Genomic DNA, 15,508 nt, shown 5'->3' with positions numbered 1-15,508 from the left:
AAATTATTACTGGGCTTACTTTCTAATTGAATGTTATAATTTAAAAAAAGATCGTTTGGGCCGCTACTGGATTTTAAATTAAATATCGATAATCTATAAAATGCGTTTGTTATCTATTTTTATTTGTTTTATTATACTCAACGTATATTCGTTATATTCGCAAGAGTTAGAAAAATCTGGATTTATTGTTCATCAAAAGTTCGATTCAATTTTACAATTGGAGGATTTTGATTCTTTGGATCGTGCTTTAAAAGAATCGGAATCGTATTACCAAAAACTTCCTTCTAATTGGAAAACTCAAGTTCGAAAAACTTCGTATCATAAAAACCAAATGTTGAATTCTTTGAAGATTTTAAAAAAAATTCTTCGAGAAAAAAATCCAGAGTCTAGAAAAATCCAATTTCAAAATTCGTTTTTACTTTTAGAAACAAAGGATGAAGCTCTTGGAAGAATTACTGCATATTATGAAGTTATAATAGAAGGGAGGTTTTATCCAGAAGGAGATTTTATTTATCCAGTTTTGGAAACTCCATCTGATTTAATTGTAAAAAAAGACGGAAATAAAAAATCCGTTGGCAAAATTATAAATGAGGTTTTTGTTCCGTATGAAACTAGAGAGGAGTTGTCTCATACTTCCGTTTGGAAAAAACGATCAAAGGCGATCGTATATGTCAAAATTGTAGATTTACATCTCGCACAATTAGAAGGTTCGGCTTTTGTAAAAGTTCCGGATCATATTCCATTTCGCATAACGTATTCAGAGGATAATGGAAAAGAATATCAGAGTCCTGCGGAATCTCTAAAGGGAATTTGCAGTAGTTTGATTCCTTCCGATTTAAAAAGTTGTATTCTTAAATATCCGAAAGAGGTCGAAATGGCTATCCTCAAAAATCCAAGATATATTTTTTTTAAACTAGAATCTTCTGCACCTCGAGGAAGTGGGGGAATTGAGCTGATTCCGAAACGGTCTGTTGCAATGGATCCAGGGATTCCTTTGGGGATTCCAGTTTTGATTTCTTTTGAATCTTCTGTTTTAACTGAAAAAAATAGAATTGTATTTGTCCATGATAGAGGATCTCAAATTACGGGGCACGGTCGTTTGGATTATTTTTTGGGAACTGGTGAAACGGCAGAATATCAAGCCGGGAAGATTAATACCCAAGGAAAAATTTTTTTAATTCTGCCTAAAATAAAGAATTAGACTTTTGTAAATTAAGAATTTTTGAAATATTCTTCAATAGATTAACGTGGTCTAAAATGAGAAATTGGAGCGAACCGGGTTCTCGGCTTTGGCTAATAACTTGTATGCAGAAAACGTTATATAAAAATATTTTTTAGTTTAATATAGAACGCGATCCATAAAGAGCATTCTGCTGAGTTCAAACGCGATCTGTCGAACGATCCATGGAGAGTGAGACGCTGAGTTTGAGAGCCATAACCTTACCCACAAGTTGAATAGGATTTTAGAATCAGAATGAACTCAACAGAACGGGCTTTCTATGGAATCGCCGTTCTGGGCTCAAAAAGGCACATTTTTCAAGTGTTCCGACAAGAATGAGTCTTTTTACTTGCAAAAAGTATGTTTTTCTGATAGATAAAAATTTTCTGAACCTTACCACCCCCACCCAAAAATAGGAAAAACTCAACACAACGCTCTCTATGAATCGCATTGTGGGGTGGGAACTAAGTTTTACAGAGGATTTGTCGTAATTCCGACAGATTTATATTGAGATCAAATACTTGTGGGGTTGGTTATGATAAAGAGCGTTCTGCTGAGTTTTCTCGCATCGATCTTTTTCGCGTTCATTCAAGTTCGTCGTAAGATAATCGGAAAGAAGCTTCTTAACGTGAACTCGACGTAAGAAGACGAGAAAGAATTTTCTAAAATTATGAGTTCTTACAATTTTAGAATTTGTTTGTAAGATCGTGATTTGTGGTAGTTCCCACAGAAATCGTTGTGTTGCGAATTTTTAAACATTTATTTTTGTAATTTAGAGTTTGTATGAGTTTCTACATTTTCAAAATCAATTGTAAAGTTTGGGTTTGTAAGAGTTCCCACATTTTATTTTTTACGGAAAAATTGGTTTTTTAGATCGAACTCACACTAAATTATGATCATAGTTTAAACATAAGCATTGGACAAAATTTGCAGTTATTTTAAAAAAATTGTAAATTTGAGGAATTTTTTTCTTTTTTCAATTGACTAAAATTGTGCGCTGCAATATAAAAGGATTGTGCGCTGCACAAGAAGAGAAACGATCTTAAGGAGAAAAATTGAATGGAAAAGCAAATTCTAGATGTTCTAAATGCGGGTCTGGGACTCATAAAAGCTAGTCAGGAAGGTCTGGGTAAAGCGAAAGCTGATCTTGAAAAAACCTATATGGAACTTGTCACAAAAGGAGCTTCTGATAATTCTGAGGCGACTGTAAAAATCCGTGAAACCGTTGATAAAGTTATCAACGATATTAAGGAAGTGACTTCCGTTGCTGGCAAAAACTACGAAGAAACCAGAGCTAAAATCATCGAGAACTACAACAAAATCACCGAAGAAATCAAAAACAAAATCCCTGAAGGTCAAATCGAAGCCGTAAAAGCAAAAATCAACGAAGTGGCAGAGGCGATTAAAAATACTACTGCTGGAAAGGCTACCGTTTCTAAATAAGAATCGTAACTTTCTCTCTCGGGCGGGATCTTAACCCGCCTGAATCCTTTCTTATCTTTTCAAATTTACTATTGGTTTTAAATTCAATTTTTCGTTGTAGTTCTGACTTTATAAATATATTCATAAAATAGAATATGATTGAGAATATTAAAAATCGGAACGATTTAAAACGCCCCCTCGTTTTTGCACATCGAGGTTTTAGCGGAGAATTTCCGGAAAATACTATGATTGCGTTTCAAAAGGCGATTCACGAGAAAGCGGATCTGATCGAATTGGACGTAACCCTTTCCGAGGATAGGGAAATTGTGGTCATTCACGATGACGATTTAGATCGAACTACAAAATGGGTAGGAAGTGTTCGTAAGTTTGAAGCAAAAATACTAGGTGAGCTCGACGCCGGTTCATGGTTTGCACGAAAATTTAAAAAAGAAAAAATCCCTTTTTTAAAAGACGTATTACGTTTGGTTCAAAAATCCAAGACCGATTTAAATATCGAAATTAAATCAACCGCACTTGATTCTCACGTAAATGAAAATTCTATCGAATTGAAAGTCTTACATTTGATTCGTAGATTTCAAATGTTTCATCGAGTTGTAATTTCTTCTTTTTCTTGGGAATGTTTAGAAAGAATTAGAAATATAGATTCACAAATAAAATTAGGCGTTCTTGTTGGGGACGGAAGCGAAGATGTTTCAGAAGCGGTCATTTTTGGCGAAAAGATCAAGGCTTGGAGTATTCATCCTTCTATGGAAGACTCTTCGGAAGAAAATTTAAGATCAATATCTGAAAAAAATTTTCTAAGCATAATTTATACGGTGAACGAAAAAAGAGATATGAAACGATTTTTAGATTTTGGAGCGGATGGTCTCTTTACGAATTTCCCAAAAACTATGAGGAAGTTGGTAAATCAATATTCACGTTAGTTGTGTTTGATAGATTTTTTACATATTAGAGTTGTCGAAAAATTCTATAGTGGGATTGACAAATAATTGATTCTGAGGTTTTAGAAATTATATTGTTTAGGTCTATATAATAAAGTGTCCAAAATTTTGTATTCAAACAGAGTTTGAAGATTAAAATTTACGGTATTCAGTTTTATAGGAATTAGTAGAAATAACTGGAAATTAATAAACCTCTATAAAATCTCAAAACAATGACTCTTCGATCAGATTTCTGTGTGAAATAGATGTTTGACGACCTTCATAGAATCAAAAATCCATTTTATAAGATTCACTTTAAAATTAAACTTCTCAGTGAAATGCCGTTATACGATTTTCATTCAATAAAAAATTTATCTTATTTTGAATGGAAAACGACAGTTTAAATCTATTTTTTGAGGTGATTTCTAATTTCTTTCGATTGGATCTATGTCCGTATTGATCCCAATATTCATCCCCATAATCGAAGAATAATTCTTCTCCTGACTTAATTTTTCGGATGGCTTCAAATCTTGCGGTTTTCCAACGAACTGATACTACAAGTCTTACGTTTGGTTTAGAACTATGATTCATAAAACGAGTGTAGTTGCTTTCTTTTCCTTCTCCGTAAATCCAATGGTCCTTGCAGATCCAAAGTAAATACTTTGATTCGCAGTATTTTGATGAGTTTGCGGTCCTATCGGTAAGAATTTTTCCAGTATAATATCCGATGGTATCACCTTTGTTTACGTTTTCTTTTGGGAATAATCCCATTCCAATTCCAGGAATCGAAGAGGGTTTTATCTCGAAGTCCTTTTCATGGAAGATATGAGATCGTGAAGTTTTTTTACGTAATTGCATTGGTGAAAATCAAACTCCTGAATGCGATGAGAATTTACCTTAAACTGTACTTCTTAGGAACTGTTCTCAAGCTATCATTTCCAAAAGAGTATAAAATTTGCAACTGAATTCTTAACGTTACTATCAAAAGAGATTTTATAGAAAGGGTTTGTTCTTTGAAATATCTCCACTATTAAAATAACTGCCGGAGTATTAAAGAAATGATAAGTTTTCAAAGATAAAAATATTTGAAAACGGCGTTTAACGACAAACTAGAATATTTTTGAGATGAGGTTCGAGCTATTTTCTACTCGGAACTATTGGATAGAGTTTTCAGTTTTACTTCTAAACGCGAATTTGTCTAAAAATTCTTGATACTTTATTATATAGGAATTAGTAAAACCTATTTCAAAAGTGATCCAATTCTGTATAACGATCTTTTAAAATCGAAATGACTGGTTCGAAAAATTGATTTTTTATTTAGTTCTGCGTTTGTATAATATTGGGGTTAAATAAGTGACTTTAAAACTTCTTGTCATAGAATAGAGTTAACGGGAGCTTATTCGTATGGACAAACCCTACCGAAAAAATGTCGGGATGGTCGTATTTAACTCTCGTGGAGAGGTTTTGGTTGGAGAAAGATTGAATTTTCTAGGTTCTTGGCAATTTCCACAAGGTGGAATTGACGACGATGAAGATCCGATCAAGGCAGCCATGAGAGAATTATATGAAGAAGTCGGAATCGATTCTGGAAAAATCGTAGCTGAATATCCAGATTGGATTTCCTATGACTTTCCCGAAAACCTTCCTCTAAACCGTCATCTTCAAAAATATAGGGGACAACTTCAAAAGTGGTTTCTTATCTATTGGGACGGGGAAGTGGATCAATGTGATTTGGATATTCATGAAAGAGAATTTGGAACGGTTCGTTTTATTCCTATAAAAAACACGTTGAATACAGTCGTTCCTTTTAAAAAAGATGTATATTATAAAATTGTAAATGACTTTGAGCCTAAGATCCAAAACTTTTTGCAAGACATCGGAAATAGATCGTAATGTCCTTTTTTATTCCACCTGGTGGCCCTCCGGGACCAATTCCTGGTTTACAATTGGTTTTCGGTTCTGTTGGCGAAAATAGTCTTCGTAAACTCGTTTCTGATTTTTATGATCAGATTCCTTCTAGTTCGATCTCTTTTATGTTTCAGGAAAATCTAGAAGATAGTAAAATTAAATCCGCTGATTTTTTAATTCAGGTAACGGGCGGTCCACCTTTGTATTCTCAAAACTACGGACCACCTAAAATGCGTGCCAGACATCTTCTGTTTCCGATCGATGAAAAAGCGAGAAGGGTTTGGCTTTCTTGTTATCGTAAGGTTTTGGACGATTGGGATGCGGAAGTTTCAGCTAAAGAAGTTCTTTGGATTTTTTTTAAGGACTTCTCTACGTGGATGGTAAATCTGGAAAGTAAAACGGAGGAATCTAATGGGATCTAAAAATAATTCGAGGGCAAAAATTTTAGTTCGAGGAAAGGTTCAAGGAGTTGGTTTTAGATATTATATTCTTCAAAGAGCCCAAGAATGTAGGCTAAGCGGTTATACTCAAAATCTTCCAGGTGGGGAAGTAGAAACTGTTGTAGAAGGAGATAAGATGTTTATAGAAGATCTCTACAGAGCGATTCAAAGAGGTCCTAAAGGGTCTGAAGTAAAAGAAGCCCTGATTACTTGGGAAGATCCAAAAGGAAACTTTAGAACTTTTGAAATTAAGAAATGACCTACGTATAATATCGATTCTGTTTTTAGGATTCTGCTTTTTTTTCTGTGACTAAGTTGGAATCTGCTTCGATTTCTCTGAGCCATTCTGCTCTGATTTTTTCCAATTGTTTTTTTCGATTTTCCTTATATACAATTTCTCTATTGAGTTGCTCTAATTGAACGATGGATTCCTCGTGTTCCAAGTAGGTTTGTAACAATTTATAAATTCCTAAAAAATTTAATATTTTAGAAAACCAAGAGAGATTTTCTTTATAACAAGAATATTTCAATTGTATGAGAGCTAGTTTAAAATTTGCGTTCTGATATAAGTTTCCGAGATTATTTTTTTCTTTTTTTAAAAGATATAAGAAATTTCTAATAGTATCTTTTTTGAAAGCGTATTTTTCCACCATTAGTTTCATTAAGGAAATAATGATGTCTTCTTTTTTACTGCAAAAACATTCCATTTTTTTTCCTTTTTCATACCAATCGCAAGAAATACAATCTGGATCTCTTCTTAGATTGTCTACTATGGAATGAGAAAATTCCCGATCCTCATCCGAATTGATAACTACAAACTGCGATAAATTGGAGCTTTTCATAGTCATCATCGTTTTTAACATCTTGATCGATTTTAGGTCTTCTCCGGAGGCACTGTGATTTCTTTCTTGATCGTGTTTTTGTGAAATATAGTTTGCTATGATCAAAAAATCTCGAAACGTTTTCGGAATCAAACCGTTCAGATTTTCGCCTATAATCTTTAATTCTTCTGAAACGAATTTTTCTTCGAGACCTGAGATGGGGCCGGAATAATTGACGTCTACCACTATGTTCTTTCGATTTTTCGAAATCAGTTCCCAAGCGGTTTGATAATTTTCTTTTAATTTTTGAGAAAACTGGTTGAGGTAGTATCCTTTTAGAATTTCAAACGCTTTTTCGGTAAGTTCGTCAGTTAGATGAAAAAGTCCGATACTTTTTGTAACAGCAATATATTCACTTTCTTGAATGTTTTCTAAAATAAATTGAACCGAATCCTCGATCACTTCTTCTTTTAGAAGTTCTTTGAATGTGAAAGAATGAATCCAATTTTTGATATTAAAAGATTGTTTAATGAAGGTTCCTTCGGCGTTTTCCGTAATTAAATATTCAAATATAGACATTAATTCGCTAATTTGGTAAGGTTCACTTTCCAAAATATAGTTTTGAATTGCCAGTGCGGATTTGCTTAGACTATTTAGATAAATTTCTTTTAATTTTTCTCGATTAGAACTTTTGAATTCTTTTTCTGAGATGAGACAGAGACAGACCGCAAGTTGATTGGTCTCTTTTAAAAATTTAAACTCCGGAAATACTAGAATCAAATTCTCGTTAACAAGTTTTTTCAAAGTATTTACGTAGATAGGTTTTGAACCTTCGTCTTTCCATACCTTTAAGATTTTACCTGAAAAAAAACCTTCCAGGGTCGTATGATTTCTAATTTGATAGAGGATTTCTATTTCTTTTGGATTTAAGGAAATTGCCTCTTGATCGGTGGCATCTGCCTCGTTTTTCAGATACAAATACGAAGGCATGAGGTTTTCGTATTTCTCATGATCGTAAAGCGAATCTGGATCCAAATTCTTTACCTCTTGCGATAAATTTTAGGACGAAGTTTTACGATTTTATACTATATTAGAATCAAAAATAGTAAAAAATATTCAAAAGTTCTACTAAAGGGAACTTTCATGAAACCTAAAGATACCGATCTTAAAATTATATTTCTGTATGAAATGGAAATTTTACAAATTTAAGCAGATTAAAAATCTGTTTTATAGAGTAGAGGTTATATCAAAAATAACTCTGTTTTTTTAGCAGAAAGATTACCGATAAAATCAAGTTGATATATGCAAAAACTATGATTCATTTCTTCTTGATAAAATAAAGTTTTAAAATGTGAGTGTAGTGTTCGGGTAACTTAATATTTTTATATTCAAACTTTTTTAGCATAGTTATCTATAGGAAACGTCAAATTTTTTAGTTCTTTTTAAATGCGGTAACCAATTCTTATAATTTGTTTTTCAAATGTTGGTTTGAAAACGTTTCGGATTGCCTTTGTCGATAAAAGGCTCATTTTTGACTTTAAATGGAGGAATAGAATTGAAAAAAAGAAGACTGGGAAAATCAGGTATGGTCGTTTCTGAAATCTGTATGGGAACGATGACCTTTGGATCTACTTGTGACGAGGTGGAGGCGTTCCGTATTTTAGATAGGGCTTACGACGCGGGAATCGATTTTTACGATACGGCTGAAGTTTATCCAGTTCCACCTGATGCTAGTTATGTGCATGAGACGGAAAGAATTTTTGGAAAGTGGTTAAAGACCAAAAAAAGAGATTCTATTTTGATCGCCACTAAGGTCTGCGGTCCTGGACACGGTTGGTTTGCCCCTCCAGTTAGAGAAGGAAAAACGGCGTTGGATCGGAAAAATATCCGAACTGCGATTGAAGGAAGTCTTAGACGTTTGGGAACTGATTTTGTAGATCTTTATCAAACACATTGGCCGGATCATGATTTCGGTTATGAAGAAACTCTACAAGTTTTGACGGAACTAATTAAAGAAGGAAAAGTTCGTTATATCGGTAACAGTAATGAAACTGCGTGGGGAATGATGAAAAGTCTTTCTATTTCCGAAAAATTTAGTTTGTCACGTTATGAGTCCATTCAGAATAATTTTAGTATATTAAACCGAAGATTTGAGGACGCGTTATCCGATATATGCAAAAAAGAAGGTGTGAGTCTTTTGCCTTATTCTCCGATTGCGGGTGGAGTTCTTTCGGGAAAATACAATTCTTCTAATCCTCCTCAGAACGCTAGATTTAGCCGTTATCTAAATTCTGGTGAAAGGCAAAAAAAAATGGCTCATCGTTTTTTAAACGAAGGCACATTGGCTTCTACCCAAAAATTAATGAAGATCGCGCAAGAAGCTGGAATGTCAGTTACGGTTCTTGCGGTGGCCTGGTCTAAACAACACGACTACGTTGCTTCTACAATTATCGGAGCGAATACAGTGGAACAATTGGAAGAAAGTTTAAAGGCTAAGAACGTGATTTTATCAGAGGATGTTTTAAAAAAGATAGACGAGGTTTCCAAAGAAATACCTTATCCAATGGGATAGGCGTTCGTAAACTGTTTGATACTTTCGGACTTTCCGAATAGGATCAGAATTTCTTTCTCTCGAAATATCGTTCTAGAATTGGGGAGAAACACTCCCCCTTCCGATTCACTTCCATTGGATTCTGCTCTTCTAATTGCAACTAAGTTAAGCTGAAAATTTTCCCTAAGGTTGAGTTCTTTTAGTTTTGTACCGTAAAGAAGAGGTGAAATTTCCACTTCAAAAAGACTATATTCTTCGCTTAACAAAGTAGCCTTTTTAACTCCCTGATAACTCAGTTGTTCCGCCATGGAGGCTGCCGCTCTTTCTTCCGGATTAAAAAGGTTTTCGATTCCGATCATTTGAAGTATTTTACGATTCAATTCGGAATGATAACGTATGTGTAATGATTTCAGATTCATCGCTTTTAAATTGTATGCAGTTGTGATCAGTGATTCGAAATTTTCAGCGAGTGCGACTACGATTTCATCCATGTCTTCTAAATCTAATTCTTCTAATGAAGTTCGATTGCTCGTATCCACACATACAGCGAGAGCACAAAAGTCTTTAATTTCTTCTATGATTTTTATGTCTTTATCTATTGCGGTAACCTCGTGTCCGTTTTCATTCAAATAGACGACTAAGGCCTTGCCGAATTCTCCCAGACCGATAACCGCGATTCTTTTTTTGAGAGTTTTATTTTTTCTTTTAATCGCCATGAGGTTTCTCCTTTATCCTACTATGACTGATTCTTCCGGAAATTTAAGTCCGGATTTTTTTTCTTTAGGAACAAATGCGATCAGTATTGTCAACATTCCGACCCGACCGCAAAACATCATTAAACAGATCAACACTTTACCTGCTGAAGTGAGAGAAGGAGTGATTCCTCTGGAAAGTCCTGCAGTTCCGAATGCGGAGACTACTTCGTAACAAAGATCTAAAAACGCTGAGTTTTCAGTACAGGTTAAAAAGAAAATTCCAAAAAAGATTAAAAATAAAGAAACTAAAATTCCAGCGGAGGCTCTGGAAGTAGTTCCGGAAGAAACTCTTCTTCCGAAAACTTCTAATTCTTCCTTTCCTCGAATGTGATTGAATAGATGTAGTACTGAAATTGCAAGGGTAGTTGTTTTGATTCCACCTCCTGTTCCGTTAGGTGATGCTCCTACCCACATCAAAAAAAGACTAACGAATATCATAGGGGTTCCCATTTTAGAAATACTTAATGTATTAAAACCAGCGGTCCTTGAACTGATAGAATAAAAAAGGGAGTGAAACATTCCGTCTATTATACCTAATTCAGAAAGTGTTTCTTTTCTTTCTAAAACGTAATAAGAAACCATTCCGAATAAGATCAAACCTACGGTTACAGTCAGAATTAGTTTTACACCGAGTTCCATTCTTTTGGGATAATCTCCGATTTTAAATACCCATTGAATCAGATGGTTTACCGTTGGAAAACCCAAACCACCGAGTACGATTAAAATCATCACCACGGATAAAAATTCTTTTTGGTTTAACATCCAATCGGTTTCAAATCCTTTCGGAAAGGTGGAAAAACCTGCGTTGCAAAACGAGCTTACTGAATGAAACAAGGAATAAAAAATTTTATTTTTAAGATTTGTTTCATTTGAGTCTGGATAACAGATAAAGATCAATAATACTCCGATCGCTTCTATGAGAAAAGTTTGAGCGGCTACTTGTTTTAAAACAGAGGAAGCCCGTCCTACACTTTCCTGGCTGAATAGATCTTTAATTAGAAGTTTATTTGTGACGCTGACTTGACCCGCTAAAAAGATTGCAAAAAAAACGGTAAGAGTCATTAAACCGAGTCCACCGATTTGGATCAAAATCATCAGGATCGTTTGTCCCGTTCCGGTCAGTTGAGTGGAAACTGAAATTGTACTCAAACCGGTGACACAAACGGCACTTACTACCGTAAAAAAAACGTCTATCGTAGAAATCGAAGTCGCTTGGGCTCTTGGTAAGGATAATGCGAGCGTACCTAAAAGAATCAAAATTCCGAAACTTACCGCGATGACTAAGGACGGACTGATTTGTCTGTAATTGAGAAGTTCTGTTTTTCGAATCAGTCTAGAAAAGTTACTAAATAAAAGAAATAGTTGGCTCAAAGATAAAAAAGCCAAACTTGCGTCTTCTCCACTTAAAGAATCGAGAGTTAGAATTTCATAAATTTCTTGACTGATGATTTCTTGAAATACGATCAGAAAAACGACGATTGCTTCTGTTTTGTGTGTTTTCAAATAATTGAATAAATTATTTTCTACAAAAATAAACGAAAGGGCTTCGTAAACTACAAGAGAAACTACAATTACGTTTACGATTAATCGAATCCAGTGAGTCCATTCGTGTGGATAATAAAATCCATAGATCAAAACCAAAAGACAAAGAGAAATGGTCCCGCAGATAGAATAATAAATTCTGAGAAAGGGATAGATCTTAGTTTGATAAAAGATAGTTACGTTTCTTCTTATATTTGATAGTTTGAATATAATGTCTTTAATGGAATTCATTAAAAACTGACGTTAAAGAGAGAAATCTCCAGTTTATATTCTCTTCCTGGAACCGGAGAAGCTGAGGCCGAACCGGAAATCGGAAGAGAATTTCCGAAACCTAGAGAGTCTGCGGATGTGGGTTCTACGGGAGGAGACTCTGGTTGATTCTCCTTTTTCATGGATTCATATTCTTTCATATCGTGCCAGGCGTTTGCAAAAGCAAGACTGGTTCCGAAAGTAAAAATAAAAATTGAGCCTCCGAAAGTTTTTTGGAATTTATGATAACCTGGAACTCTTGCATTGGCGGCGATTGCATATCCTATTCCTAGCGTGATCGGAAGTGTCATAAAAAAGATGATGGTAAAACGACGAAACGTGGTTTCGGTATATTTTTCTTCTTCGAAAACTTGATTCTGTTTTCTTTTTTTATCTGCTTGTTGTTGTGCCTGTCTTTGAAGAATCGTTTCTACGTTGATATTGCCTGTAAGAGGATTTACTAGATTGTCCTGTCTTCTTTCCGTATTTGGAGTTGTGGTTCTTCGCAACCCTCCTGTAGCTGGGAAGGGGCTTTCAAAAGGGATCTGAACGTTTTTAGGAGAAATTAAGGCGGGTTTTTTAAAAGTAGGGGGAACCGTATATTCCTGAAACACTTCTCGGGCTTGAGAATCTTTATAGTTCCTTAGATTAAAATCATAAGGATCGGCAAAGTCTGTCTGGCTCTGAGAGAATAGAGAGTTAGGATTTAAAAAAGAAAAGATAAGAAGTATGGTTGTAAGTTGGGTGATTTTATGAAATCGGAACCAATCTGTTTCGTTGAAAAGATTGGCAAAAGAACTTTGGATTTTTTTACAACTTTTTCCATTTTTATATACAAGTGTTTCGCAGTTTCGAACGAAATTCAGTCGATTCTTGCAGATTTCTTGTAAGTTTAGCATGGCTTTCTTCTAAAATCTTTTAGACATAGGTCGAGGCAAGGATTTTTAGAGTTCTCCCGGATGAGCTGCAAGCGCCGGAACTCACAAGCATATTTACAATAAAAAAAATTGTTCACAACTTGCAAACCACCGAAAGAGACGTAATCTGTGGGAACTCACGCATTTTTTAAAAACTTTCTAAAACTTCGAATTCAGAAGACGATTTTTTTCCACTTAGAATTTCCGAAGTAAATAAAAAAGAATTTCTCCTGACCGTTTCCAATACTTCGGTGCTAAGACCAATTTTTGCCGCTTTGGAAAATTCTTCTTTGATGGAGGTTCCGAAAATTCCAGGATCATCCGTGGAGATTGTAAATTTCATATCATTCTTTGCGAAACGAAGGATTGGATGAGATTCCGGATTGACTACCATTCCTATATATTCGTTTGAACTGGGGCAAGACTCGATGATTGCATTTGTCTGTTTGATTTTAGAAATGCAATAGTTTTGAAAACCAATACATTCTTCTAAAAAAGAAGGGCTAATATTGAATTTCACGGTTTCCTTATGTTTGAGAGAATCGATTTCGTTTCCGATTTTTTCTCTCGAAGGAACTTCAAAATAAGAATCCAATTCCTCTTTTCGATCATAGTATAATTGAAGTTGGTCCAATCTTTCCGATCTAGGTTCCGTAATTTCATCTTTCATTTTTTCGGAAGGATGAAGCCCAAGAGCGATCGCGTGCCCAAGACGATGGGCTCCCCATTCCGCAGATTCTAAAACCCATCTAGAAGCAGATAAAATCGACTTATCTTGAAAACTTTCTCCTACGTGATAAAGAATTGCAAGTGCCGTGTTTTTTTCGGCTTGATTGTCTCTATTTACTTCTTGGAAAAATTTTCTTTTCCCCTTGGGAGGAAAACCTTCTTCTATATAACAAAAATCTAAACCTACTAAGTAGTTTCGAATCAGTGAATTTTTTTCCATAATATTTTTATAAATTAGATATTCTTGAAATACATCCCCGTCTCTATGCAAAGAAATTACTAATTTGCCTTTGGCAAGCCCGCCGGTTTTTTGTTCGCCGAGCGCCAAACCTTCACAGGCAGCCAAGGTTTTTTCATAGATCCCAATTTCTGTTTCCAGTGGAGAATACATCAATCTATATTCTCCGTAAGTTACACCTTGAAGGAATTGATTTTCTACAACTCGAGTGGCGACTAACGATATTTCGGCGGGATCGAACTTGGACAAAGCGATGATTAGATTAAACTTTGCCTGAAATTCAGTAAATGGACCTCTGTGATTAAACTGATAGAATTTACGAAAAGAATCCGGATCTTGATAGTCTTGGAAAAAAGTTTCTGTAGAAATTTTTTTACCAAAACATTGTAAGTAAGAACTGGTGAAAATTTCCCAACGAGGAGACGGATTAGATTTTCCCAACTCGTATAAAAATTCAGAAGTGATCGATCCATAAAGATGATTGTGAAGATCTGCGTATGGTTTCATAAAAGTTACGATGTCCGATTTTTGTATTTTTATAAGATAAATTAGAATTCAATTTTAGAGGAAAGAAATTTTTAGAATATACACACTCTACAAATTTTGTGAATTCTATTTGCGCCTTATACGACTTGGGAAACTTAGGAGTCATACTATGTAGGTTTTTGATAAAACACATGTTTATTAGTTGGGATCTTATATTAGAATAGTTGAAAAATTAATTCTCCATCTATTTCTATTTCATGGAAACGGTCGATTAAAGCAATTTTGTTAATTGAACTATGGAATTTTTCAACAACTCTATTCTAAGTTTTGAAATAATCTCAGTATAATACTGTTTTTATAACGTCCGGAGTAGTAAATAAAAATTCAAAGGGTTGAAATAGGAAAGGGCGGAGCCGTTTTCGGATTTTTTTGAAAAAACAATGAATGATTTATATTTTATAGTATTATAATATACTTAATTTATGAATTTGGAGAATATTGTTTTTGCCGTTCAGTCTTTTGGGAGGGGAAAGCCTTCCCCTCGCTGCAGCCGAATACTCCGTTTCGGCTTCCACTACCCCTTTTCCGGGTCAATTCTTTTGTTTTCAAGACCCGGACTCAAACTCGCATTAAAATATTAGAGTTATTGAAAGTGCGGATTAGCAAATTGCTTCAATCGACCGTTTTTATACAACGAAAACTGATAGAGAATCCATTTTTCAAAAACTCTATTATGTTTTCTTTCTAAATTTTTTTTATAAACCATTCCGTTTAGATAAGTAGAAGAACCGTTTCCTAGTATGGATATTCTTTTATTCGATGAAGGTCAAAAAATTGAATCTGTTTTGATAGAAGGTGTTGTTGGAACCGATTCTCTTTTGGTTCCGGAAGTTTATTGGAATCGGTTGGATCTTCAAGAAAGGAAGGTTCTTCGGAATAGGCTTCCTCTTTTACTGAGAAAATATTCGAAACAAATTGCGTCTATGACGCGACTTCATAATAAGGCGGGTAAAATTAAATACAATCTGGGTGTTGGTAAAATGAAAAAATTCAGTATTCGGGTTCATACCGGTGTTTGGGCGACCTTAGGTGTGTTAGCTGCTGCTCATGGGGTTTCTCGGTGTTATCTTTTTAATTATATGCTCTGGCTGGATGAACAAGGGGATTTTTTTGTGAAAACTTTGAACCGGGGAGTTCCTCGCTTTCACTGGACTTACGAAATGACTTGGAAGATCAACAGGAGACAAAATCTCATATCAAGAGAATTAAAGTTCGAACCAAACCCAATGA

At 34.7% G+C, this 15,508-nt stretch carries 14 protein-coding genes and 1 pseudogene; 9 read left to right on the top strand and 6 right to left on the bottom strand.

The features are described from left to right. Nucleotides 1-100: 100 nt before the first annotated feature. The 3 genes from BW942_RS06740 (at nt 101) to BW942_RS06725 (ending at nt 3,585) form a co-directional block, all read left to right on the top strand. Nucleotides 101-1,201 carry an MltA domain-containing protein gene (locus BW942_RS06740; RefSeq protein ID WP_001238476.1) on the top strand — a complete coding sequence of 367 codons (1,101 nt, stop codon included), beginning with the start codon at nt 101-103 and terminating at the stop codon, nt 1,199-1,201. A gap of 1,077 nt (nt 1,202-2,278) precedes the next feature. Further along, nucleotides 2,279-2,662, top strand: a complete 384-nt coding sequence (locus BW942_RS06730; protein WP_000414808.1) for a phasin-related domain-containing protein — start codon at nt 2,279-2,281, stop codon at nt 2,660-2,662. A gap of 134 nt (nt 2,663-2,796) precedes the next feature. After that, a complete protein-coding gene (locus BW942_RS06725; RefSeq protein ID WP_000572014.1) occupies nt 2,797-3,585 on the top strand; it encodes a glycerophosphodiester phosphodiesterase in 789 nt (262 codons plus the stop codon). 422 nt (nt 3,586-4,007) lie between these two features. Here the strand turns inward: BW942_RS06725 and BW942_RS06720 are convergent. Next, nucleotides 4,008-4,440 (bottom strand): annotated as a pseudogene (locus BW942_RS06720) (SET domain-containing protein). A 546-nt stretch (nt 4,441-4,986) separates the two neighbouring features. Here BW942_RS06720 and BW942_RS06715 point away from each other — a divergent pair. The 3 genes from BW942_RS06715 to BW942_RS06705 are packed head-to-tail and all read left to right on the top strand — an operon-like array spanning nt 4,987 to nt 6,189. Continuing rightward, the gene (locus BW942_RS06715; protein ID WP_000360599.1) at nt 4,987-5,475 is read left to right on the top strand and encodes an RNA pyrophosphohydrolase; all 489 of its coding nucleotides are present in this window, start codon (nt 4,987-4,989) and stop codon (nt 5,473-5,475) included. Next, a complete protein-coding gene (locus BW942_RS06710; RefSeq protein WP_000007621.1) occupies nt 5,475-5,912 on the top strand; it encodes a globin domain-containing protein in 438 nt (145 codons plus the stop codon). The genes BW942_RS06715 and BW942_RS06710 overlap by 1 nt, the downstream gene beginning before the upstream one ends. Next, nucleotides 5,902-6,189 (top strand): acylphosphatase, encoded by a 288-nt coding sequence (locus BW942_RS06705; RefSeq protein WP_000534971.1) that lies wholly within the window; start codon nt 5,902-5,904, stop codon nt 6,187-6,189. Before BW942_RS06710 ends, BW942_RS06705 begins: the two co-directional genes overlap by 11 nt. A 25-nt stretch (nt 6,190-6,214) precedes the next feature. Here BW942_RS06705 and BW942_RS06700 read toward each other — a convergent pair whose 3' ends face one another. Next, nucleotides 6,215-7,786, bottom strand: coding sequence for a hypothetical protein (locus BW942_RS06700; RefSeq protein WP_000371179.1), 1,572 nt, complete (start codon nt 7,784-7,786; stop codon nt 6,215-6,217). A gap of 520 nt (nt 7,787-8,306) precedes the next feature. On the opposite strand from BW942_RS06700, the gene BW942_RS06695 reads away from it, so the two are divergent. After that, nucleotides 8,307-9,323 (top strand): aldo/keto reductase, encoded by a 1,017-nt coding sequence (locus BW942_RS06695; protein ID WP_002185292.1) that lies wholly within the window; start codon nt 8,307-8,309, stop codon nt 9,321-9,323. Here the strand turns inward: BW942_RS06695 and BW942_RS06690 are convergent. The 4 genes from BW942_RS06690 to BW942_RS06675 form a co-directional block, all read right to left on the bottom strand. Next, nucleotides 9,308-10,018 (bottom strand): potassium channel family protein, encoded by a 711-nt coding sequence (locus BW942_RS06690; protein ID WP_000985723.1) that lies wholly within the window; start codon nt 10,016-10,018, stop codon nt 9,308-9,310. The two genes, BW942_RS06695 and BW942_RS06690, sit on opposite strands and share 16 nt — an antisense overlap. Before the next feature lie 12 nt (nt 10,019-10,030). Then, nucleotides 10,031-11,830, bottom strand: a complete 1,800-nt coding sequence (locus tag BW942_RS06685; RefSeq protein ID WP_001084504.1) for a TrkH family potassium uptake protein — start codon at nt 11,828-11,830, stop codon at nt 10,031-10,033. Next, a complete protein-coding gene (locus tag BW942_RS06680; protein ID WP_000933457.1) occupies nt 11,830-12,747 on the bottom strand; it encodes a hypothetical protein in 918 nt (305 codons plus the stop codon). The genes BW942_RS06685 and BW942_RS06680 overlap by 1 nt, the downstream gene beginning before the upstream one ends. A gap of 166 nt (nt 12,748-12,913) precedes the next feature. Then, a complete protein-coding gene (locus BW942_RS06675) occupies nt 12,914-14,239 on the bottom strand; it encodes an adenosine deaminase (RefSeq protein ID WP_000805986.1) in 1,326 nt (441 codons plus the stop codon). A gap of 483 nt (nt 14,240-14,722) precedes the next feature. Here BW942_RS06675 and BW942_RS21955 point away from each other — a divergent pair, with 483 nt between their 5' ends. Further along, nucleotides 14,723-14,851, top strand: coding sequence for a hypothetical protein (locus BW942_RS21955; protein WP_001116772.1), 129 nt, complete (start codon nt 14,723-14,725; stop codon nt 14,849-14,851). Nucleotides 14,852-15,018: 167 nt separating this feature from the next. Beyond that, the coding region (locus BW942_RS06670) for a DUF1564 domain-containing protein (RefSeq protein ID WP_082279636.1) at nt 15,019-15,508 on the top strand (490 nt) is incomplete at its 3' end.

It is taken from the genome of Leptospira interrogans (assembly GCF_900156205.1).
GTDB classification, from domain to species: Bacteria; Spirochaetota; Leptospiria; order Leptospirales; family Leptospiraceae; genus Leptospira; species Leptospira interrogans.
The sequence above is the reverse complement of the archived record's forward strand: the minus strand, read 5'-3'. Positions and strand labels throughout refer to the sequence as shown.

What these genes read in the sequence shown, in the direction of transcription:
- BW942_RS06675 (WP_000805986.1), bottom strand. Translation starts at nt 14,239, where the DNA reads ATGAAACCATACGCAGATCTTCACAATCATCTTTATGGATCGATCACT.
- BW942_RS06740 (WP_001238476.1), top strand. Translation starts at nt 101, where the DNA reads ATGCGTTTGTTATCTATTTTTATTTGTTTTATTATACTCAACGTATAT.
- BW942_RS06710 (WP_000007621.1), top strand. Translation starts at nt 5,475, where the DNA reads ATGTCCTTTTTTATTCCACCTGGTGGCCCTCCGGGACCAATTCCTGGT.
- BW942_RS06715 (WP_000360599.1), top strand. Translation starts at nt 4,987, where the DNA reads ATGGACAAACCCTACCGAAAAAATGTCGGGATGGTCGTATTTAACTCT.
- BW942_RS06705 (WP_000534971.1), top strand. Translation starts at nt 5,902, where the DNA reads ATGGGATCTAAAAATAATTCGAGGGCAAAAATTTTAGTTCGAGGAAAG.
- BW942_RS06690 (WP_000985723.1), bottom strand. Translation starts at nt 10,018, where the DNA reads ATGGCGATTAAAAGAAAAAATAAAACTCTCAAAAAAAGAATCGCGGTT.
- BW942_RS06730 (WP_000414808.1), top strand. Translation starts at nt 2,279, where the DNA reads ATGGAAAAGCAAATTCTAGATGTTCTAAATGCGGGTCTGGGACTCATA.
- BW942_RS06725 (WP_000572014.1), top strand. Translation starts at nt 2,797, where the DNA reads ATGATTGAGAATATTAAAAATCGGAACGATTTAAAACGCCCCCTCGTT.
- BW942_RS06680 (WP_000933457.1), bottom strand. Translation starts at nt 12,747, where the DNA reads ATGCTAAACTTACAAGAAATCTGCAAGAATCGACTGAATTTCGTTCGA.
- BW942_RS06685 (WP_001084504.1), bottom strand. Translation starts at nt 11,830, where the DNA reads ATGAATTCCATTAAAGACATTATATTCAAACTATCAAATATAAGAAGA.